Origin of the sequence: Rhodococcus sp. NPDC060090, from assembly GCF_042729855.1 — a bacterium.
In the GTDB taxonomy this organism is placed as follows: Bacteria; Actinomycetota; Actinomycetes; order Mycobacteriales; family Mycobacteriaceae; genus Rhodococcus.
On sequence record NZ_JBHWXB010000008.1, the window covers coordinates 64,029 to 84,169 of the forward strand.

Here is a 20,141-nt window from a genome sequence, read left to right on the forward strand (position 1 = left end):
GAATCATGCGGACACTGCCCTCGCGAGCTCGTCCCTGAAGTACTCCTCGGTGTGCGAGTAGTCCTCGCACACACGGTTCATGGTGTCGTGCAGTGCCCATGCTCGATCGGCGAGGATCAACAGTGCGCGGCGGGTTGCTGCCTCGGCGTCGCCGAGCGCGGCGGCGACGGACGACGCCTGCAGGAATCCGCTTGTCGAATGAGCCCTCATCGGTGAGGTGTCGATCTCGCAGAGCTCTTCGGCGTGCAGATCGAAGTGGCGTGACACCGACCGGATTTGTGGCAGGTCGGCTTCGAGCGTGTTGGTCATCCCCATGATCCCCCATCGATCGGTCCCCTTGTCCGATCCGCCACAGACTAGCGTCTCGGGTGGTGTCCGCCAATTCCGCGGTGAGTGGTCGCCGTGTCGGCACCCTTCGCTAGGGTTCGCCACCGACTTGACTGTGCAGTGAGGGGGAGCGGTGGACACGGAATATCGTCGGCAGGGCGACGTCATCGAGTTCTGGCGAGCGGTGGAATTATTCAGCCCTCAGCAGGTACCGAAGGTCGACAAGTTCGACACTCTGTCGCCTGTGGAGAAGACGACGCTTCACGATCTGCTGCCGTGGGAACACGGCCACCGTCTGCGCCTATCGCCGCGCCGCGCCGGCTACGAGCGGCAGCACATCATCTACCTCGGTGTGTACCGCATCGACGAAGTGTGGTCCGCTGTCGACGAGATTCTCGCCCCGGGCGAGGAGAACTACGACCCGCGGCCCTCGGGGGAATGCGCCCTGGCCGCACTCGTCGTCGACAAGTACGGATGTGTTGTTTCCGGGTCCGAAGTGCTGTCCGGGCTGGCGTGGGCGGCCGGGCGTACCTGCAATCCGGGCCCGGGTTCCGCGTCATGGCTGCACGGACTGGACGAAGCTCAGAAGCTTCTGGCCGAACTCCTCGACGACGAACAGCGCATCAACCCCCGTTGCGGATGCCGCCTCCCCCTGGACGCCGAACGGCTCTCAGCGATACGGCAACGTATCGCCGCGCTTGTGGGAGTGGACGGCATGATCGACTGCGCCGAGATCCGTGTCCGGTCGGTGGAGGTCAAGCAGTCCGACGGTGTCGACGGCACCGACTTTCTCAACAGTTTCATCGCCGCCGACCTGGGGATGGTGGCCGGTCGAGTCGCCGCCGGCGACATCGGCACCGGCCTCGTGCACTACCTCACCGAGGATGCAGCCCTCGACACAGCCCGCCGCGTCGACGTCAGTGTTGTGCCGGCTGCGTCGTTCGTGGCGTGCCGACCCGAAGCAATTCCGCCCGGCCGGTGGCCCGGAAAGCCCGAAAATCCCTTGGCGCTCGGGCAGCAGTTCGCCGTCAACACGATCATGGACGAATTGCACAGCAACGCAGGTATTTTCGCGGTGAACGGGCCACCGGGCACAGGGAAGTCGACGCTGCTGCGCGATCTCGTCGCCGCGGTCGTCGTCGAACGCGCCGATCGTCTCGCGCATCTCGCGAGCCCCGCCGATGCGTTCACGGCGACGCCACACCGCTGGAAGGCCGGCGAGTACACGCGGGTTGTGCAGCGGTGGACAGACGCCTTCCACGGATTCGAGATCGTGGTGGCCTCGTCCAATAACGGTGCTGTCGAGAACATCAGCTTCGAGATGCCCGCGGCGGACGCCATCGATTCCGACCGGTTCGACACCGACTATTTCGCAGACATCGCGACGGCGCTGCTGAACGACGACACCGGCGAGGAAACGAAGGCTTGGGGATTGACGGCCGCTCGGCTCGGACGTAAGAGCTACCGCACCGGATTCACGAACACGCTCTGGTTCGACGAGAAGCGCACCGGAAAGAAGGCACCTCGACGAGGACTGCAGTCGATCCTCAAGCAATTCGAATCGGCTGGGCCGACCAGATCGTGGCACGATGCCGTCGCCGAGTATCGCCGCGCGCGGGACGTTGTCGCCGCGATGATCGACGAACGTCAGCACGGATACGAGCGGTACCGTGAGCGAGCCCACCGCGACAGCGAACTCCGAGCAGTACTCGACCAAATAGCGGCCCACACAGAGACACTCCGCTCTGCGGCCGACATCGAGGTGGTGCAACGCGGTGCCATCGACCGTCTCCGGCAGGGCCGAGGCGCAGTCGAAAGCGAACTCGCCGCGCACAACGAGCAGCGGGTCGCGTGGTGGCGGATGAGCCGCGGCGCCCGGGAGGAACGTCGGCGCTGGCAGTCGCACCGCACCCGGTTGACGGATGCACTCGCGGGGTGGGACGAGAAGTACACCGACGCGTTCGTGGCACATCAGCAGACCCTGCAGAACCTGGTCGACCTACGGGGCACCCACGATCAACTCGTGCAGCGATCCGACGCTGTGCGGTATCGACGCGACGAACTGGACCGCTCACTCGACGAGTTGCGGCAGCGGTGGGGCCGCGCGACGCCGGGACCGGAGTGGGCCGACGACCCGGCCCGGGAGCTGGCCGCGCCGTGGTCGGACACGGCACTGAACGAGGCACGGTCGCGACTGTTCGTGGCCGCGCTCGACCTGCACAAGGACTTCCTCGCACAGGTGCCGAAACAGATGCGTCAGAGCTTGCACGGGGCGATGGACGTCGTCGCGGGGAACGCGCCACACGACCTGGATCCGGCGGCCGTCGCCGATGCATGGCGCGCGTTGTTCTTCGTCGTCCCGCTTGTGTCGACGACGTTCGCCTCCTTCGACAGGGTGTTCCGCGGGCTCGGACGTGAAGCCCTCGGCTGGTTGCTCATCGACGAAGCCGGCCAGGCGACACCGCAGAACCCCGTCGGTGCGATCTGGAGGTCGCGACGGACCGTCGTCGTGGGGGACCCGCTGCAACTCGAACCTGTGGTGACTCTGCCGTTCCGGGCGCAGCAGGCGGTGCGGGGTGCATTCGGCGTGGACGAACGGTGGTTGCCTGGGCGGTCGTCGACGCAGTCCATCGCCGACCGTCTCACTCGGTGGGGAACGACCTTGCCAGGCGACGACGAACCGATCTGGGTGGGTGCACCACTGCGTGTGCACCGGCGCTGTTCCGAGCCGATGTTCTCCGTCGTCAACACCATCGCTTACGGCGGCACGATGATCCACGGCGGGAACCCGCAGCCGGACGGCACTCTGCCGCCGTCGCAGTGGTACGACGTGTCGGGGGCGTCGAACGGTCACTTCGTGCAGGCCGAACACGACCGACTCGTCGAACTTCTCGAGGATCTGATGAGCAGGGAACATCCGATGGACGACGTGATCGTGCTCAGTCCCTTCCGGGACGTCGCGCGGCGTCTCACGGGATTGCGCTCCCGGTTCGACGGGATCACCGCCGGAACCGTGCACACCGCACAGGGACGGGAGGCGACGGTCGTCGTCCTGGTGTTGGGAGGCGACCCGGCCCGTGAAGGTGCGAAGCGGTGGGCTTCGTCGAAACCGAACCTTGCAAACGTTGCCGTGAGCAGGGCGAAGCAGCGTCTGTATGTGATCGGGGATCGTTCGGCGTGGTCGCGGCACCCGCGGTTCGATGTGCTTGCACGGGAATTGGATCGTCATGCGGAGTGCAGTCGGTGACGTCGCCGGAGCCGATCAACCCTCGCGACACGTGGTGTCCTGTTCGGGCATCACGCCCTCGACGAGGTAATCGGTGATGGTGTCCTGGGCGCAAGGGTTGTTGCCGAGGGCGTAGACACCGTGTCCGCTTCCGTCGACGGTCAGCAGCCGGGAGCGCTCGCCGAATTTCTCGTCGAGCAGTTCGCCGCCGCGCAGCGGCGTGACGGGATCGCGTCGGTTCTGTGCGATCAGGACATTTGTCGGACCCTCCTGATCGATCGACACGGGCGGCTCTGCCGGCGTGTACTGCCAGAACGCGCACGGCATGATGTTCCCGGTCGCGGCACCGAAGAGGGGGTAGGTCTCTCGGTCTTCGTCCACTGCTCGTCGGTAGGTGTCGACATCGCTGGGCCATTCGACGTCGTTGCACGTGACCGCGAGGAATACCGACCAGCTGTTGTCTGCCGGCGGCGGCCCATTGCCTGTCTCGGCTGCGGGTGTTGTCGCCTCGGTGGGGTTCAGAAAGTACTGCCAGTTCTGTGCTGCTGTCTCGTAGGAGGCCGGGTTGTACAGCGTCACGAAGGTGGCCAGTCGGAACGCGCGGCCGTTGACCCCGTCCACCGGAGCACGGTCGAGGCGCTCGGCGATGGTGAAGTAGGTTTCGCGCACCTGCTGCGCCGTCTCGCCAAGACCGTATAGATCATCCTGTGTGGCAGCCCATTCGGCGAAGTCGGGGAACGTCTCCTCCATGCCTCGCGCGTATCTGCGCATCCCGTCATGATCGAGATGGGTGTCGCCGATGTTGCTGTCGAGCACGACCCGATCCGAACTCTCCGGGAACATCGAGGCGTACGCGGCGCCGAGCGCGGATCCATAGGAATATCCGAGGAAGCTCGCCTTCTCCTCGCCGAGGGCTGCCCGGATCCGGTCCAGGTCGCGGGCCATGTTTGCCGTGTTCACGTGGCGCATTCGCCCGTCGTGGTCATTGGCTGCGCATCGTTCGGCGACTTCCTCCGCGGTGGCCGCCTGCTCGGCGAATGCTGTTTCGTCGAAGGCATACGGCGGGACCGCGCCGTAATACTGCAGGTCGTCGGTGAATCCGCAACTCACGGGCGAGGAGTTCCCGACTCCGCGGGTGTCCACGCCGATCAGGTCGTAGCTGTCCAGAACATCGGGCGATATTCCCTGCGATACAAGGAAGTTGGGCTGGTCCAGCCCGGTTCCGCCCGGACCGCCCGGGTTCAGCAACAACACACCTCGTCGTGCGTCGGGGTTCTTCGATGGCAGCCGGGAGATCGTGAGGTCGATGTGTGTGCCGTCGGGGTTGCCGTAGTCCAGTGGCACGGGCACAGTGGCGCACTGTAATTCAGGTGGGCCGTCTTCGGGATTTTCGACGCCGTCGGGACATGGGTTCCACTGCAGATCGGTCACCATCGGCTCTGCGCTGACGTGCGCAGGTATCTGTGAACAGCCGGCGACGACTGAACCTGCCAGCACTATGGCCAGGATCGTGGCGTGGGGTTTCATGTGGCTCCTTTCGAGGTGAAGCCGCCGACGGACCTGGTTTGCCTACGGTGACGTTGTTTCCACTGCACCGGATCGGCGACGACCAGCACGCTGTACTATTCGCTGGATAGGGCGACAGTAGCACACTGTGCTAGCACGGTGTGTTGGTAATGGAGGTGTGGGGCGATGAAGCAACATCAGGATGGTCTCGATACGAAGGCCAGAATCATCATCGCGGCCTGCGAGATGATCGACGAGGACCCGGCGTCGACGCTGAGCGTGCGGACCGTGGCGGCACGAGCCGGGGTGAGTATGGGATCGCTGCGCCACCACTTCCCGACCCAGCGGGCACTGCGCGACGCCGTTCTCGAAACGATCTACGACGTCGTCGCGCCCGACGGCCAGATCATCCACGACAAGGCGGTGCCTGCTCGAGACCGATTGGTGCAGTGCCTGCGGCAGGTCCTGAGGGTGGAGATCGGTGAACAGTCGCGACAAGCCTGGATCAAATTCTTCGACGCCTTCATCGCCGCCGAACCCACCGACGACATCCGAACCGCATACCTCGCCATGGCAAGCGAAGGGGAGCGCAGGATCGAACACTGGCTCACGATCCTCGCCAAGGAAGACGCTCTACCCGAAAGCGACATCGCCGCGTACGCAAAGCTTCTGAACACCGTTCTCAACGGACTGTCGATGGAGCGCGCGCTGCCCTCCGACGAGTCCATCCTTCAGCGAGAAACGGAAATCCTCTATACCGCAGTAGATTCGATCTTGTCGACGGGATCACGCGGAAGGTCGGTCACGAACGTCCATAGATCGGGTACCTTGTAGGCCGCCGGCCGCTCGGTGGCGAACGCCCTCAGGTCGGCGGGTCGGTGCGACCTTGTCGCGATCATTCCAGCTTCCCGCAGCGACGATTGCGCGAGCGGGAAGCTGGGATGATCGCGGGAGCATTCTGCAGTTCTGCCGGGTCCAAGGTAGCCTCGGGGTCACCGAGGACACTCGAATATGAGCGATCAGCCATGTCGTCCTCGGCGCGTAACCCGGCCGGAAGTCGAAAGGCCGAGAACTGGAGCGCCACCATGGCGTCGTACCCGACCGAAATGTTGAACCCGGCACGCGCAGAGGAATCAGCGCTGTCCTGCACGGCATGTCCGCACAGCATTGATTCCCACGATGCTCTCGGTGTTCGGTTTTGTGCCGTGACCTCGAGCCGAAGCCTGGACCGAAAATGCATCTGCTCTGGCGAAGTGCAGAATGTGCAGCATTACAACCGATATTGAACGAGAAATTCACCCCTCGACGTGCCGTCGGCAGGTTCGAGAAGCGTCGCCGTGGGTAGACCGCTCTACGAGGCAGTCGTGTGCGCCTATGCATGCGCATTGCCGAAAGAGTGCACGGAGGCGTTGTGAAAATCGGATACAAACTGTTCGCGGAGGCGTATTCACCGACAGAGTTGGTGCGGCAGGCGGTGCGTGCGGAGGAGGTCGGCTTCGATTTCGTCGAGATCAGCGACCACTACCATCCGTGGCTGCATGACCAGGGACACTCCGGTTTCGCGTGGTCGATCCTGGGGTCGATTGCCGCGAAGACCTCGACTCTCGGCCTGGCCACCGGCGTGACATGCCCGTTCATTCGTTATCACCCCGCGATCGTCGCGCAGGCTGCGGCGACGACGGCCCTCCTGTCCGAAGCCCGGTTCACTCTCGGTCTGGGAAGCGGTGAGCGGCTCAACGAACATGTGGTGGCACGCGGCTGGCCACCCGCCGCGACACGGACGGAAATGCTTCGCGAGTCGATCGAGGTGATCCGCTTGTTGTGGAGCGGCGGCTACCACAGCTACAACGGACGCCACATTCAGCTCGAGGATGCGCGTGTGTTCGATCTTCCCGACGAGCTCCCACCGATCGTGGTCGCGGGTTCGGGCGGGCCGGCAGTGAAGCTCGCTGCAGAGCTGGGCGACGGACTGTTCACCACAGATGCGGATCCCGATCTGGTCGAGAAGTACAAGAAGGCCGGTGGTGACGGGCCGCGCTATGCCGAGGTGTCGTTGTCGTGGGCTCCGACGGAAGAAGCAGCGCTGACGTCGGCGCACACTCTGTTTCGTTTCTCTGCCACCGGATGGAAGGTTCAGGCGGAATTGCCGAATCCGGTCAACTTCGAAGCAGCGGCGTCCGTTGTTCGTGAATCGGACATAGCCGAGAGCTTCGCCTTCGGCCCCGATGTGCAACGTCATCTGGAGAAGATCCGAACCTACGCGGATGCCGGATTCGACCATCTCGCCCTTGTGAATGCCGGGCCGGACGTCGACGGGTTCTTCCGGTTCTATGCGGATGAACTCGCACCGGTGCTGTCGAAGGAAATCCGCGAATGACGCACCCCGACGGGCATAGCATTGACGTGCCGGTCGCCTCGAGGCCGGCAGTTCTCCCGGCGAGAGGATATCCGCCATGAAGGTTCTCGTGATCTTCGAATCGATGTACGGGAACACCCGTCACGTCGCGGAAGCGATTGCGCAGGGGATCGGCGAAGCTGCCGCGGTGACCACCGTCGCCGCCGCAGATGCGAAGGATGAAGATCTCACCGCGTACGACCTGGTGGTGGTCGGCGGCCCCACCCACGTGCACGGCATGAGCAGGCCCACCACCCGCCACGGCGCAGTGGAGGCGGCCGAGAAACCCGACAACCCGCTCACCCTCGAACCTGATGCAGAGAGCGACGGCGTGCGCGAATGGCTCGCTTCCCTCGGACAGGTGACCGGGAAGGCCGCCGCGTTCGATACGAGACTCGACGCCAACCCGTTGTTGACCGGCCGAGCATCGAAGTCGATCGGCAAGAAGCTTCGCAAGGCCGGTTTCACTCTCGTTGCAGAGCCGGAGAGTTTCCTCGTCGACAAGCGGACGGTCCTCGCACCTGGCGAGGCAGAACGTGCGAGTCAGTGGGGGCGCGCGCTCATCGACGCAGATGGCGGTTGACGGTCTTGCGCGAGCCCGAAGCGCCACGGGGACGCCTGTGTCTGTAGTGGAATCGGTTGGAACACAGCCGAGTCTGAAGGAGATTCCGAATGCATCCCACCGGTCTCACCGCAAACCTGAACGTCCCGAGCATCGAGGAAGCCCGCAGCTTCTACGCCGACTATCTCGGGCTTTCCGTCGAGGAGATGAATCTGGGATGGGTCGCCCGGTTCACCACCCCCGACGGGCGTGCCACCGTACAACTGGTGAGCGGCGACGAGACAGCGCCGGTGGATTCCGCATTGTCCATCCACGTCGGCGACGAGGTGGAGGCCGCCTACGAGGACGCGCAGCGGCGCGGGTTCGAGATCGTATATCCGCTGACGACGGAGCCGTGGGGCGTACGGCGATTCTTCGTCCGCGCGCCGGACGGCACCGTGGTCAACATCGTGAGCCACTCGGACGACGAACAATAGCTTTCGGCGGCATCGACGCGCTGCGTCACTAGGCTGCGTCGGGACCCGCCACTAGTGACGCCCTGTATTGCCGAGCGGTCTTGATCAGACCCGCCGCTACGATGACCTGACCGACCATGAGCGACGTGGGCAGAAAGAGCAGCTCCCACCCCGTCGAGGCGAAGCCGAACGCCCACACAGCGATGACAAGCGCCAGCACCACCGTCGTCACCTGGCCGATGGTCATGAGTACCGTCTCCAGCCCGTGAGTGCGCCGCCTGAGGAGACCGGCGACCCCGACGGTGGCTCCGATGAGCGAGCAGGGCAACCCGATCAGAGTCGGGAGCACCACCATGAACTTGACACTGCCCCCGACCTCGACAACTCCCGAGGCGACCAGTTGTGGAACGACGAATAGCAGGATCGGCACCGCGCACAGAGCAGAGATCGTCGACATAACCGGAAGTAGCCGTATGGGATCAACGTACGTGGATCAGAGACTGCACTGACAACGGGCGTGATGACTCAGTTCCTGCCTGGAGATGGGCGCTCGGCGTTGACGGACTTCACGTTCCGCGCCGAGACCGTGACACAACGCGGGTCACTGCGATCGCGCGCTCGTGCAGACTGCCGAGGATCAAGGTGCCGTCGTGTTCGACGACTCCGGTAACCATGGCGTAGTCGGTTCCGTCCTGCTGCAGGTCGTGGACGATCGAACCGTCCGCTGCTACCCCCAGCACCCACGCGGTGCGGGCGGGTGCGGGCAAGAGCCGGTCGGGCAGCATCCACAACGCTCTACGTAAGATGCCCGGAAGCGGAAGTAGAGTGTCCAGCACAGGGTTTCGTGGTGATGCGAGGGTTACCCAGATCAGTCCGTCGCTGCCGAGGGCGATGTTGTCGGGGAAGCCCGGCAGGTTGTCCACCAGTGTTTCCCGGGTGCCCGCGTCGGGGCCGCGCAGCCAGTAGCGGTTGAGTCGGTAGGCGGCAGTTTCTGCGACGATCAACGCCGAGCGGTCGGGCGTGAACGCCACGCCGTTGGCGAACTGCAGACCGTCGAGCAGTGTCTCCACTTCGCCGCCGGGCGAGAGGCGGAACAAGCGGCCGGTGCCGGAGTGCTCGACCAGATCGCCCATCCACTGCTCCAGCGGCCAGCGACGGGAGGATGCGGTGAAGTAGATCGTTCCGTCGTCCGGGTCGGCCACCACATTGCTCGCGAAGTTCAGTGGCTTGTTGTCGACCGTGTCGACCAACACCGTGACCGAATGCCCCGGACCGGGCCAGTGCAGAAGTCCGCGCTCGGCATCGCATATGAGCAGCGACTCGTCCGCGCCAGCGTGGAGGCCCAGTGGGCGACCGCCTGTGTCGAGCGCGGTGGTGACCTCCTCGGTGTCGAGGTCGACGCGCAGAATCTCACCGGTATCGATACCGGTGTAGATGAATCCGTCTGCACCGAGCACGACGTCTTCAGGGCCGGCGCCTGGCAGCGCGATCTGCCGAGCAGGGGGAAGTGGAGGGTTGCTTGATTTCCTTCTTGCTCTCGGTGGTGCCGGGGGTGGTGCCCAACGATGAGGTCGTAGACGTGTGGAGGAACGGGAAACTGCGGTCATCTGGTGTTCGGCGCGGATACTCCCTCGTTCACGAGGGAAAGGAAGCGCTGTCCTCCTTCCACAAGGCGGGCTGCGTGGAGCAACCGTGTCGGACCGAGCACACCGTGTCGGTGGGCGCAGATATCGTGCCGGGCATGGGGACCGAGGTGGTGCGTTACAAGTACCGGCTGCGGCCGGGCACGCTCGCCGAACGTGCTCTGATCGAGGAATGGCACCGTTGCCGGTTCCTGTGGAACGAAGCCGTTCACCAGCAGAAGACCGGTCGGAAGCCGAACTTCACGAAACTCAGCACAATGCTGACCGAGACCCGAGGTCGCTCGTCCTGGTTGCGGGACGGCTCCCAAGTCGCGCAGCAGCAGATGCTCCGCACCTACGCGCAGGCCCTCGATGCCTCGTTCACAGTCAAAGGCCGCGGTCGTCCCCGCTACAAGGCGCGGAAGAAAACGTTGCCGTCGCTCGAGTACACCCGCCGAGGTTTCCGGATCCGCGACGAGCAGCTGGTGCTGCCCAAAGGTGTGTCGATGCCGGTGGTGTGGTCCCGGGATCTGCCGTCGGAGCCGTCGAGTGTGCGCATCACGTGTGATTCGCTCGGTCATTGGTGGGCGTCGTTCGTGGTGACCCGCGAGAGGCAGCCGATTCCGGTGCTCGACGACGACAGTGGTGTGGGGATCGACTGGGGTGTGGCCCGGACCGCGACGGCTACCGATGAGCAGTTCGATCTGCCGCATGCCGAACATCGGAAACGGTGTGCGGCGGAGTTGGCGAAATCCAAGAAACGGATGGCCCGACGTCGACGAGGGAAGGGGCAGGCGCCGTCGAAGGGTTACCAGCGGGCCCGCAGACAGGCCGCGAAGGTGCACACGAAAGCGGCCCGGCAGAACCGGCACGACGGCCGAGCCTGGGCCAAGCGGGTCGTCGACGAGCATCAGTTGCTGGCGGTGGAGGACTTCAAGCCCAAGTTTCTGGCGAAAACGACGATGGCGCGCAAAGCTGCGGATGCGGCGATCGCGACCATGAAACGGGAACTTGTCGAACGCGGCAGGCGGGCCGGCCGGAAGGTGGTGTTGGTGCGGCCCGCGTATACGACGATGACGTGTTCGGGGTGTTTCGCGAGAGCCAAGCAACCCCTCGAACTCGCACAGCGAGTCTTCCGATGCTGGGCATGCGGTCATACCGCGTGTCGGGATCGGAATGCTGCCAGAGTGATTCTGGCTGTGGCGGAGCGTGGCCACACCGGTGTCGACGACGTAGGTCACTGGGATCCGCCTCTTTCGGGTGGTGGTTCGGGTGCGGTCTGAGCTGGGAATCTCCTGTCAACAGGGTAGGAGAGACGTTAAGAACCACACCTCCGACACCCACGTGTGGTTTCAGGAATCCCGCACCGACCCCGACGGCCCGTACGGTGACTTCTACGTGTGGTCCGATTCAGATACCGGATACCAGGATGCACGCATCATCTTCGTAGACACGGAGACGTCGAACTGGACGTGGGATCCGGCCCGCAAACAATACTTCTGGCATCGCTTCTTCTCGCACCAGCCGGATCTGAACTACGACAACCCCGACGTGCAGGACGCGATGCTCGACGTGCTGCGGTTCTGGCTCGATCTCGGCATCGACGGATTCCGCCTCGATGCGGTGCCGTACCTGTTCGAGCGCGAGGGCACCGACTGCGAGAACCTGCCCGAGACGCATGCGTTCCTCAAGAAGTGTCGCGCGGTGATGGACGCCGAATATCCCGGCCGGGTGATGCTGGCCGAAGCGAATCAGTGGCCGACCGACGTCGTCGAGTACTTCGGCGAACCCGAGATCGGCGACGAATGCCACATGGCCTTCCATTTCCCGCTCATGCCGCGGATCTTCATGGCGGTGCGACGCCAGAACCGGTTTCCCATCTCCGAGATCCTCGCGCAGACCCCGCCGATCCCGAAAACCGCCCAGTGGGGCATTTTTCTGCGCAACCACGACGAACTCACTCTCGAGATGGTGACCGACGAGGAACGCGACTACATGTATGCCGAATACGTGACGGATCCGCGGATGCGCGCGAACATCGGGATCCGGCGACGCCTCGCTCCGCTGCTCGAGAACGACCGGAATCAGCTGGAACTGTTCACGGCGTTGCTGCTGAGCCTGCCCGGGTCGCCGGTGCTGTACTACGGCGACGAAATCGGGATGGGCGACAACATCTGGCTCGGCGATCGCGACGCGGTCCGGACACCGATGCAGTGGACGCCCGACCGCAACGCCGGTTTCTCTCGGGCCGACCCCGCACGGCTGTACCTGCCGACGATCATGGACCAGACGTACGGATACCAGGCGATCAACGTCGAAGCGCAGCTCAATTCGTCGAACTCGTTGTTGCACTGGACGCGCCGGATGATCCAGGTTCGCAGGCAGCATCCGGCGTTCGGCAAGGCCGCGTTCACCGAACTCGGCAGCGCGAATCCGGCGGTGTTGTCGTATCTGCGGGAAATGGATTCGGGGCCGGACCGCAACTACAGCGACGTGATCCTGTGTGTGAACAACCTGTCGCGGTATCCGCAGGCCGTGGTGTTGGATCTGTCGAGATTCGCCGGGTGGATTCCGGTGGAGCTCACGGGCTCGGTGCCGTTCCCGCCGATCACGGAGGAGGGCTACATGATCACGCTTCCCGGACACGGGTTCTTCTGGTTCGCATTGCAGCCCGATCCGGCGAGCGAGGGTGCCGGAGTGCATCCGGTGAGCAGTGAGGCGGAAGCGGCGGTGCAGCCATGACCGAACAGAACGACGTGCTGTACCCGGACGCCGACCTCGAGGCTCGTTTGGTGCAGTGGCTGCCGCACCAGCGGTGGTTCGCCGCGAAGGGGCACACGATCACTGGGGTGAGAGTGCTGCTGCGGCAGCCGCTCGCCGAGGAACCCGGGTTCGGTGCAGATCACCTGCTGGTGGCCGTCACGTTCGACTCCACACCCGAACAGATCTACCAGGTGCCGCTCGGCTACCGAGCACATCTGCCGGAGGACCTGGCGCCGTGGACGGTGGCCGCGCCCGACGGGACGGCCGCAGATGCCGTGTTCGTCTACGACGGCCTGCGCGATCAAGAAGTCATCGGCCTGTACGCGAACAGCCTCGCACGCGGCGGAACACGCGGCGCCATCGAACTTCACACCGTTCCGGGGACGCAGATCGAGCCGGGGATGCGGGGCCGCACACTGAGTGCGGAGCAGTCGAATACGTCCGTAGTGCTCGGAGAGCAGTTGTTGCTCAAGATGTTCCGTCGCATCACCCTCGGTATCAACCCCGACGTCGAACTCCATCTTGCGCTCGCCGAGGTGGGGAGCCGGTCGGTGGCGCCGATCCGTGCATGGATCGAGGCGGACATCGACGGTGTCCGTACGACTCTCGCGATGGTCCAGGATTTCGCGGCGAACTCCGCGGACGGCTGGTCGATGGCGCTCGGAAGTGTCCGCGACCTGCTCATCGAAGGGGATCTGCGCGCCGACGAGATCGGTACGGATTTCGCGGGCGAGGCGCATCGGATGGGTGCCGCGGTCGCCGAGGTCCACGCTCATCTCCTCGAAGGTCTCGGCGCATCGGAGCGTCCGGCGTCGGACCTGGCTGCGGGCATGGTCCGGCGGCTCGACGCCGCTGCCGCGGAAGTGGACGAACTTGCCGCGTTCGTGCCGGACATGCGGGCGTTGTTCGAGGAGGTAGCGGCGCTCGGCTCTGTGGCCGTGCAACGAGTCCACGGCGATCTGCACCTCGGTCAGGTGCTGCGCACACCGGAGCGGTGGTTGCTCATCGACTTCGAGGGCGAACCGGCGAAGTCGCTCACCGAACGGCGACACTTTGACACGCCCCTGCGTGACGTGGCCGGAATGCTGCGGTCCTTCGACTACGCGGCCCACCATTCGGTGCGCGAACGTGAATCCGAGGGGGTCGCGACCCAGCGGGAGTTCCGGGCGGGGGAGTGGGCGCAGCGCAATTCCGCCGCGTTCTGTGATGGGTATGCCGCCGCATCCGGATTCGATCCACGGGACTTCGGCGCGCTGCTTCGTGCGTACGAGGTGGACAAAGCGGTGTACGAGGTGGTGTACGAGTCGAGGAATCGTCCGAGTTGGTTGAGGCTGCCTCTCAATGCGATTCGGCGTCTGACTCGGCTATGAGAGACGGAGGGCGAGGGGTGGGCGCACCCGTGTCCGACTCGGTCGAGTGGAAAATCTATATTGCGCACAACTAAACGGTGCACTACTGTTCGTCTTGTGTCTGATCACTTCGCGCTCGACCAGCAGGTGTGCTTTGCGCTGTACCGGGCGTCTCGCGCCACCACCGCCGTGTACCGGCCGCATCTCGAGAGGCTAGGTGTCACCTACCCGCAGTACCTCGTACTCCTGGCGCTGTGGGAGCACGACGCGCGTGGTGTGCACGACCTGTGCGACGCCCTCGACCTCGACACCGGCACCCTCTCGCCGCTGCTCAAACGGCTGGAATCCGCCGGGCTCGTCGAACGCCGACGGCAACGCGCCGACGAACGCAGAGTCGTCGTCCACCTCACCGACGCCGGCAACGCGCTACGTGAGGAAGCCGAAGACATTCCAGGCTGCGTCGCGCGCGCAAGCGGGCTCGACGTCGACGAACTGGTCGCGCTCCGCGACACGCTCCATCGTTTGACCGCCTCGCTGCAGGACGCAACCGGCGGAACCTCCGACGAAAGGTAGACCCGACATGAACATCATCTATACCGCTGAAGCCCTCGCCACCGGCGAGGGACGCAACGGACACGCCCGCACCAGTGACGGAAAGCTCGACGTCAACCTGGCGATTCCCACCGAAATGGGTGGCAACGGTGACGGCACCAACCCCGAGCAGTTGTTCGCCGCGGGATACGCCGCGTGCTTCCACTCGGCTTTGCAAATGGTCGCGCGCCAGGAGGGTGCCGATGTCAGCGACTCCGCAGTCGGCGCTCGCGTCGGTATCGGCCCGACCGACGCGGGCGGCTTCGCGCTCGCTGTGACACTCGAGGTCACCTTGCCGAATCTGACGCGCGACAAGGCTCTCGAACTCACCGAGAAGGCCCACCAGGTCTGCCCGTATTCCAACGCGACCCGCGGCAACATCGACGTGGCACTCGAAGTGACCGACGAATAGATTCGGTGTGAGCGGATGGCGATGGTGGGGACCCCCCGTTGATCCCCACCATCGCTATTCCCTTATCGGCCGAAGCCGACATGTCCATGCCTCCCCGGTCATGAACAATACCAATCAACCGGTATCGGGGTAAATGTACCTCATCCGGTCAGGTGACACAGCATTGCGACGGGAACTTCTTGTTTCGGCGCTCACGACGTGGCGTCGCGACCCGGTGATGTCCGGGTCGTGGTGTGGTCGTCAGGCGATGGCTCCAGTGCGGTGTGCGCCCAGATTCGGGTGCTGTCGTAGTGGTGGTCGTGCCCGATCAGGTCGATATGACGCTCGGACAGTCCTCGTTCCACGCCGGTGCGTAGTGCCTGCTCGTAGGTCAGGGACGCGGTAGGCGGGGTGAGCAGTCCTTGCGCGGCCGCAGTGTGGACAAGTTCACGAACGGTGGCCGGCTGTGGGTGAGAGACGTGGAGTACCTGCCTGCGCAGCCCGGCAGGCAGGGGACGGGCCGCGATCGCCGCGGTCAGCCGGCCGACGTCGTGGTGGGAGATCACCGACTGGCGTGCGGCGCCGTCGTCGATCCAAGTTCCGAGAGTCGACACGATGTGGGCCAGCCCGGGTAAGAACCACCGGTCACCCGGGCCGTAGACGAAGCCAGGACGCAGGACCAGCCCGCCGTGCTCACGAACCAGATTCTCGGCGGCGAGACGACTGGCACTCAGCGCAGTGACAGGGCTCGGTGACAGCTCACCTTCGGTGATGTTTCGGTGGGGTCCGGGGCCGTAGACCCCGATGGTGCTGAGATAGATCACGTGATCGATGCCGAGGCGAGCGGCGGCCGCCACGAGGTTCGCGGTGCCTGCGGTGTTGATCTGCTCGTACTGGTCCGGATCGGAACCTGTGTACGACGCGGCGTGCACAATCGTGTCGACGCCGACGAGTGCGTCGACGAGGGCCTCGGAGTCGCGCAGATCCGCAGCCCGAGATCGCATCGATGGTCCGGTAGGTGCCGGGGGACAGCGGGATATCGCCGTGCAGAGCACGCCGCGGCGGAGCAGCGCGTCGAGCACTGCGCGGCCGAGGAACCCGCTCGCTCCGACCACGGCGACATGCGACGCGAACGTTGGACTCGAAGGATGGTCTGCGGGTAGATTCCGGTCGACTGGTACGGTCTGCTTCGGCAGGGGTGGATCGTGGGGATTTGTCATAGTTCGCCCTATCGAATCAATTCGAGAGAAGGACACGGGTTTTGGCAAAGCAGGCCCGGGCGGTGGCGACCCGAGAGCAGATTGTTGTAGCGGCTGCGGCAACCTTCGATCAGTTCGGTTTCCATGGTGCCAGCCTCGGACAGATCGTCGAAGCGAGTAGCGGTCTCACCAAAGGCGCCTTGTACTTCCACTTCAAGTCGAAGGACGAACTCGCGCAGGCTGTGGTGGAACGGCAGCACGAAATTTCGATCACTGCGGTCGAGGGTATTTCCTCGACCCGCGCCTCGGCGCTCGAACAGATCGTGATGCTCTGTCACGAGATGGGCCGACAGATCATCGAGGACCCGATCGTGCGAGCGGGGATCCGGCTGACTCTCGAGTTCAGTGTCAGCACCGGCCTGGAGCGTCCGGGACCGTACCAGGATTGGATCGACGCCTGTCGACGGCTCATCGAAGTCGCGATCACCGAAGGGGACCTGCTCTCCACGATCGAACCGCCTGAGCTGGCCCGATTCGTGATCTCGTCGTTCACCGGCGTGCAGATGGTCTCGAACGTGCTTGATCGGCGTGTCGATCTCGAACAGCGAATCGACGAGATGTGGCAGTTCCTGCTCGAAGGAATCCTGACACCTACCTGTGCCGGTACGAGCGAACAGATCCGGCAAGCCCGCTGGACCCGCGAGCCGGCGTCCAACTGACACCACCTCACCCACCGGTCCTGGCCCCGGCCCGCGGGCGTGCGCCGGTGTCAGGAGCCAGAGTCAAGGTCGCCGACGCCGTTGGCACCCCGTGCTGCTCGAGGACTACGCGCACACCGTTCGGGACGTCCTGGGCGTTCGATACGACCGCCTCGGTGGGAAGGTCGAGTTCGACGAAGCGGTGAAACTGGACGCTCAACGACACCAGTTCGGCGTCCGGACGTGCGCACTGGGCTCGTGCGGACTGACGGAGAGCCTCGAGCATCAGCATGCCCGGCAGGTGATCACTCGGGTGGTCGAACATCACCGGGTGCTCCAGATCCGGCACCACCCGCCAGCGCCCGTGCCGCTCCGTCGCGCCGACAACCACGTCGTCTTCACGGGACATCCCTACCTCTTCAGGGCCGACCAGCCTGTACTCGGGTACGCGCCCGATCGTCCGTGGCCCGGTGTCTCCCCACCGACTGGCCGCGTACTCGCTGGGCGTGAGGACGACTGCGCTCCCCTTTCCGGAGCCGACCCGCCGGCCGTCGATCTCGAACACGAGTGCTGCGCTGAGCCCGGTGACCTGCGAACCGCGACGTCGTACGCCCGACACAGCGACGGTGACGGAGACCTCCGCAGCTCCTGCACCGATCTGAAGTCGTTCCAGCTCGGCAGTGATCTCGAGCGTCTGCATCACGAACGGGTTCCCGAGCGGGATCCGATAGCGGGTGTGGGCCAAGTAGATCACGCATTGACGCAACGTCTCGGCGAGCAGCATCGTGTCGTAGCGTCCGCCCCGACCGCGGTAGAAGCCGTGTAATCGTGGCCATTGTGCGCCCAGTACGTATCGGTCGGGCTCCGACGCGGGCACGCAGTCGGTCAGGAAGACCTCCGTCACTGATTGGCGGTGGACGTAGCGGCGCGGCACTGTCGACTCGAACGACAACACCGGCTCGGGGACTTTGTCGGTCGCCATACCGGGCGAACTGTTTCTTCTATCCATACCGCATGTATAGCGTCTACGGAGTTCTGCGCCGGCACTCCCCGGCGCCACGCTCGCCGTGTCGCCGGTGAGCGCGGGGTCGGCGGTCCGCTTCGAGAGTGCAGGGTGGTGCTCGGGGCGAAACGGGGGCGACCGGAAACGTCGGCAGACTCGTGGTGGATGAATTGATGCGGGCCGAAGCGAGCGGAGGGCGTCTGCCCGCCGCCGAGTTGTGGTACGGCTCATTCGAATCCGCCGACGTGCTGGGGCAGGTGGGTGACGAACTGTGGGAGCGTCCGCTTTCTCTCTGCTGCGGCAACCCACTCTCGACGGTGATGTTTCCCCACCCTGGCGCTTGGGAACTCGGTAGGCATGTCCGTCCTTATCGCAACCGAGAGTATTCGAGGCGCGACCTGGCAGGTCGCCACGGTGATCGCCGAGTCGCTGGCCCAACACGGATTCGAGGTTACGCAAGGAACCCTGCCCGACCTCGAACACGCCAAGGATTTCGACGCGATCGTCATCGGGAGCGACGTGGAAGGCGACGGCTGGTCCGTCGTTGCGCGAGAGACATGCACACGTCACGCCCCCGCTCTGTCGCAACGGCTGGTCTGGCTGTTCGCCGGCCTTGCGGACGACAGCACGGCGAGCGACAACATCGACCTGTCCGAACTGGCAGCGACGCTCAAGGCACGGGATTATAAAAACTTCCCCAGCACCGATAACGATCAGATTCTGTCGTGGGCGACGTTGATCGCGGACGAACTCGACGGGCACAGCTGACGGGCCTCTCGTTCTGCGGTCATCCGAGCATTCCTCTCGAGGCCTGATGAGAATCGGAGCACTGCGGCAGGAGGGCAATCAGGTCACGGTGTCGGGAACTTCCGGACCTGCGGCAACGTGCCTTTCTCGTCACTCGAGAGTTCGAGCGATCCGTCGGGCCACGTAGGCAGCATCCTGGTTGGCGCCGTGCAACGTACCTGACAGCATCGTGCGCTGGTATTCGAGTCCCACATACGCGAGACCTCGGTGCCTACGCGACAGACCCGAACGATGCAGGGGAAAGCCTTGGCTATCGAACTGCTCCAGACTGGAGAGATGGCCGAGCGAGGGGCGGTAGCCGGTGGCGAGAATGACGGTGTCCACGCGGTCCTCGCGTCCGTCGGCCCACAGCAGAACGCACTCCCGTGCACCAAAGGGCATCTCGCGTCTTTCGGGCGCACAGCCGTCGATCATTTGCTTGTAGCCCTGTGTGTCGACCACGGGGATCGGTGTGTGACCGAACCACCGACCGATCGGTAAGCGTCCCGCGCGCGCAAGCCACGACCAGAATCGGGAATTCGGCGGAATCGGAGTGCTGGTCGCGTAGTGGATCGGATGGCGAGACACCAGGATCACCTTCGTATGCTCACGGAGCTCCACCGCGATTTGGACGGCGGAATCTCCGGCGCCGACCACCACGACACTCTTGTCGCGGAAGCGTTCGGGGGAGCGGTAGTCGGCAGCATGGATCACTTCCCCGGTGAACCTGTCGAGCGCTGCAATGTGGGGACGATAGGGGTTCGTGAATCCGCCCGTTGCCGAGATCACTGCCCGTGAGACAACGGTCTCGCCGTCCGATCCGTGGATCAGGTAGTGCTCGCGCTGGCGCGATACGCGGTCGACCGTGAATCCGGTGCGCACTTCGGCGCTGAGCGACTCTGCGTACGCTTCCAGATACTCTGCCACTTCGATGCCGCTGGGATACCGATGTGGACTTCCGGGAAAAGGCTCTCCACCAAGAGAATTGAGATGTGCTGGAGTGAACAGGGTGAGACTGTCGTAGTAGCCACGCCACGACCCTGAAGTCGTCGCTTCCTTCTCGAGCAGTGTCGACGACAACCCCCGCCGTGTCAGTTCACGCGCGGCGGTCAATCCTGCTTGGCCGCCGCCGATTACCACTGCATCCCATGCCATTACGGTCCACCCGTCCGTCTGCTCACGTGTACGGTCTCACCGTATCGCCGATGTCGATCGGTTTTCGGGTACGGACCCTGGTGGATGGCTCGGCGGTCGGCTCTGTAGCTCTG

Annotated in this window: 19 protein-coding genes and 1 pseudogene; 13 read left to right on the forward strand and 7 right to left on the reverse strand. The window is 64.5% G+C overall.

Annotated elements, in window-relative coordinates; genetic code table 11:
- Window positions 1-3 precede the first annotated feature (3 nt).
- Entirely contained in the window at window positions 4-309 is a 306-nt protein-coding gene (locus ACFWCF_RS12740) for a hypothetical protein (RefSeq protein ID WP_378561647.1), read from the reverse strand.
- Window positions 310-460: 151 nt separating this feature from the next.
- Here ACFWCF_RS12740 and ACFWCF_RS12745 point away from each other — a divergent pair, with 151 nt between their 5' ends.
- Window positions 461-3,574: a DEAD/DEAH box helicase gene (locus ACFWCF_RS12745; RefSeq protein WP_378561650.1), complete on the forward strand. Its 3,114-nt coding sequence runs from the start codon at window positions 461-463 to the stop codon at window positions 3,572-3,574.
- 15 nt (window positions 3,575-3,589) lie between these two features.
- Here ACFWCF_RS12745 and ACFWCF_RS12750 read toward each other — a convergent pair whose 3' ends face one another.
- Entirely contained in the window at window positions 3,590-4,903 is a 1,314-nt protein-coding gene (locus ACFWCF_RS12750) for an alpha/beta hydrolase (protein ID WP_378561653.1), read from the reverse strand.
- 342 nt (window positions 4,904-5,245) lie between these two features.
- Here ACFWCF_RS12750 and ACFWCF_RS12755 point away from each other — a divergent pair, with 342 nt between their 5' ends.
- The 5 genes from ACFWCF_RS12755 (at window position 5,246) to ACFWCF_RS12775 (ending at window position 8,492) form a co-directional block, all read left to right on the forward strand.
- Complete coding sequence (locus ACFWCF_RS12755; protein ID WP_378561656.1) at window positions 5,246-5,893, forward strand: TetR/AcrR family transcriptional regulator; 648 nt, start codon at window positions 5,246-5,248, stop codon at window positions 5,891-5,893.
- Window positions 5,894-6,165: 272 nt separating this feature from the next.
- Window positions 6,166-6,345 carry an RGCVC family protein gene (locus ACFWCF_RS12760; protein ID WP_378562049.1) on the forward strand — a complete coding sequence of 60 codons (180 nt, stop codon included), beginning with the start codon at window positions 6,166-6,168 and terminating at the stop codon, window positions 6,343-6,345.
- Window positions 6,346-6,470: 125 nt separating this feature from the next.
- Window positions 6,471-7,436 (forward strand): TIGR03557 family F420-dependent LLM class oxidoreductase, encoded by a 966-nt coding sequence (locus ACFWCF_RS12765; protein WP_378561659.1) that lies wholly within the window; start codon window positions 6,471-6,473, stop codon window positions 7,434-7,436.
- 76 nt (window positions 7,437-7,512) lie between these two features.
- A complete protein-coding gene (locus ACFWCF_RS12770; RefSeq protein WP_378561662.1) occupies window positions 7,513-8,037 on the forward strand; it encodes a flavodoxin family protein in 525 nt (174 codons plus the stop codon).
- 89 nt (window positions 8,038-8,126) lie between these two features.
- On the forward strand, window positions 8,127-8,492 hold the full coding sequence (locus ACFWCF_RS12775; protein ID WP_378561665.1) for a VOC family protein: 366 nt from the start codon (window positions 8,127-8,129) through the stop codon (window positions 8,490-8,492).
- 28 nt (window positions 8,493-8,520) lie between these two features.
- Here the strand turns inward: ACFWCF_RS12775 and ACFWCF_RS12780 are convergent, their stop codons facing one another.
- Both ACFWCF_RS12780 and ACFWCF_RS12785 read right to left on the reverse strand, forming a co-directional pair.
- The gene (locus ACFWCF_RS12780; RefSeq protein WP_378561668.1) at window positions 8,521-8,901 is read right to left on the reverse strand and encodes a hypothetical protein; all 381 of its coding nucleotides are present in this window, start codon (window positions 8,899-8,901) and stop codon (window positions 8,521-8,523) included.
- Window positions 8,902-9,037: 136 nt separating this feature from the next.
- Window positions 9,038-10,078, reverse strand: coding sequence for an SMP-30/gluconolactonase/LRE family protein (locus tag ACFWCF_RS12785; protein WP_378561671.1), 1,041 nt, complete (start codon window positions 10,076-10,078; stop codon window positions 9,038-9,040).
- A 134-nt stretch (window positions 10,079-10,212) separates the two neighbouring features.
- Between ACFWCF_RS12785 and ACFWCF_RS12790 the strand changes: the two genes are divergently transcribed.
- The 5 genes and pseudogenes from ACFWCF_RS12790 to ACFWCF_RS12810 all read left to right on the forward strand — a co-directional run bounded on the left by ACFWCF_RS12790 (window position 10,213) and on the right by ACFWCF_RS12810 (window position 15,208).
- Entirely contained in the window at window positions 10,213-11,376 is a 1,164-nt protein-coding gene (locus ACFWCF_RS12790; protein WP_378562052.1) for an RNA-guided endonuclease InsQ/TnpB family protein, read from the forward strand.
- 34 nt (window positions 11,377-11,410) lie between these two features.
- Window positions 11,411-12,835 (forward strand): annotated as a pseudogene (gene treS, locus ACFWCF_RS12795) (maltose alpha-D-glucosyltransferase); the annotation flags it as partial.
- On the forward strand, window positions 12,832-14,226 hold the full coding sequence (locus tag ACFWCF_RS12800; RefSeq protein WP_378561674.1) for a hypothetical protein: 1,395 nt from the start codon (window positions 12,832-12,834) through the stop codon (window positions 14,224-14,226). The pseudogene treS and the gene ACFWCF_RS12800, both read left to right, overlap by 4 nt.
- 96 nt (window positions 14,227-14,322) lie before the next feature.
- Window positions 14,323-14,778: a MarR family winged helix-turn-helix transcriptional regulator gene (locus tag ACFWCF_RS12805; protein WP_378561677.1), complete on the forward strand. Its 456-nt coding sequence runs from the start codon at window positions 14,323-14,325 to the stop codon at window positions 14,776-14,778.
- 7 nt (window positions 14,779-14,785) lie between these two features.
- Window positions 14,786-15,208, forward strand: coding sequence for an organic hydroperoxide resistance protein (locus ACFWCF_RS12810; RefSeq protein WP_378561680.1), 423 nt, complete (start codon window positions 14,786-14,788; stop codon window positions 15,206-15,208).
- 191 nt (window positions 15,209-15,399) lie between these two features.
- Here ACFWCF_RS12810 and ACFWCF_RS12815 read toward each other — a convergent pair whose 3' ends face one another.
- Window positions 15,400-16,302 carry an NAD-dependent epimerase/dehydratase family protein gene (locus ACFWCF_RS12815; protein WP_378561683.1) on the reverse strand — a complete coding sequence of 301 codons (903 nt, stop codon included), beginning with the start codon at window positions 16,300-16,302 and terminating at the stop codon, window positions 15,400-15,402.
- Window positions 16,303-16,448: 146 nt separating this feature from the next.
- Between ACFWCF_RS12815 and ACFWCF_RS12820 the strand changes: the two genes are divergently transcribed.
- Window positions 16,449-17,105, forward strand: a complete 657-nt coding sequence (locus tag ACFWCF_RS12820; protein WP_378561686.1) for a ScbR family autoregulator-binding transcription factor — start codon at window positions 16,449-16,451, stop codon at window positions 17,103-17,105.
- Between the two features lie 7 nt (window positions 17,106-17,112).
- On the opposite strand, the gene ACFWCF_RS12825 is transcribed toward ACFWCF_RS12820, so the two are convergent.
- Window positions 17,113-18,066 carry a ScbA/BarX family gamma-butyrolactone biosynthesis protein gene (locus ACFWCF_RS12825; protein WP_378561689.1) on the reverse strand — a complete coding sequence of 318 codons (954 nt, stop codon included), beginning with the start codon at window positions 18,064-18,066 and terminating at the stop codon, window positions 17,113-17,115.
- A 378-nt stretch (window positions 18,067-18,444) separates the two neighbouring features.
- On the opposite strand from ACFWCF_RS12825, the gene ACFWCF_RS12830 reads away from it, so the two are divergent.
- Complete coding sequence (locus ACFWCF_RS12830; protein ID WP_378561692.1) at window positions 18,445-18,855, forward strand: flavodoxin domain-containing protein; 411 nt, start codon at window positions 18,445-18,447, stop codon at window positions 18,853-18,855.
- Window positions 18,856-18,984: 129 nt separating this feature from the next.
- Here ACFWCF_RS12830 and ACFWCF_RS12835 read toward each other — a convergent pair whose 3' ends face one another.
- A complete protein-coding gene (locus tag ACFWCF_RS12835; protein WP_378561695.1) occupies window positions 18,985-20,028 on the reverse strand; it encodes a flavin-containing monooxygenase in 1,044 nt (347 codons plus the stop codon).
- Window positions 20,029-20,141 lie beyond the last annotated feature (113 nt).

Excerpts from the sequence above, each read along its gene's own strand:
- ACFWCF_RS12740 (WP_378561647.1), bottom strand. The coding sequence starts at position 309 with ATGACCAACACGCTCGAAGCCGACCTGCCACAAATCCGGTCGGTGTCA.
- ACFWCF_RS12755 (WP_378561656.1), top strand. The coding sequence starts at position 5,246 with ATGAAGCAACATCAGGATGGTCTCGATACGAAGGCCAGAATCATCATC.
- ACFWCF_RS12760 (WP_378562049.1), top strand. The coding sequence starts at position 6,166 with ATGTTGAACCCGGCACGCGCAGAGGAATCAGCGCTGTCCTGCACGGCA.
- ACFWCF_RS12770 (WP_378561662.1), top strand. The coding sequence starts at position 7,513 with ATGAAGGTTCTCGTGATCTTCGAATCGATGTACGGGAACACCCGTCAC.
- ACFWCF_RS12775 (WP_378561665.1), top strand. The coding sequence starts at position 8,127 with ATGCATCCCACCGGTCTCACCGCAAACCTGAACGTCCCGAGCATCGAG.
- ACFWCF_RS12785 (WP_378561671.1), bottom strand. The coding sequence starts at position 10,078 with ATGACCGCAGTTTCCCGTTCCTCCACACGTCTACGACCTCATCGTTGG.
- ACFWCF_RS12790 (WP_378562052.1), top strand. The coding sequence starts at position 10,213 with ATGGGGACCGAGGTGGTGCGTTACAAGTACCGGCTGCGGCCGGGCACG.
- ACFWCF_RS12800 (WP_378561674.1), top strand. The coding sequence starts at position 12,832 with ATGACCGAACAGAACGACGTGCTGTACCCGGACGCCGACCTCGAGGCT.
- ACFWCF_RS12810 (WP_378561680.1), top strand. The coding sequence starts at position 14,786 with ATGAACATCATCTATACCGCTGAAGCCCTCGCCACCGGCGAGGGACGC.
- ACFWCF_RS12825 (WP_378561689.1), bottom strand. The coding sequence starts at position 18,066 with ATGGCGACCGACAAAGTCCCCGAGCCGGTGTTGTCGTTCGAGTCGACA.
- ACFWCF_RS12830 (WP_378561692.1), top strand. The coding sequence starts at position 18,445 with ATGTCCGTCCTTATCGCAACCGAGAGTATTCGAGGCGCGACCTGGCAG.
- ACFWCF_RS12835 (WP_378561695.1), bottom strand. The coding sequence starts at position 20,028 with ATGGCATGGGATGCAGTGGTAATCGGCGGCGGCCAAGCAGGATTGACC.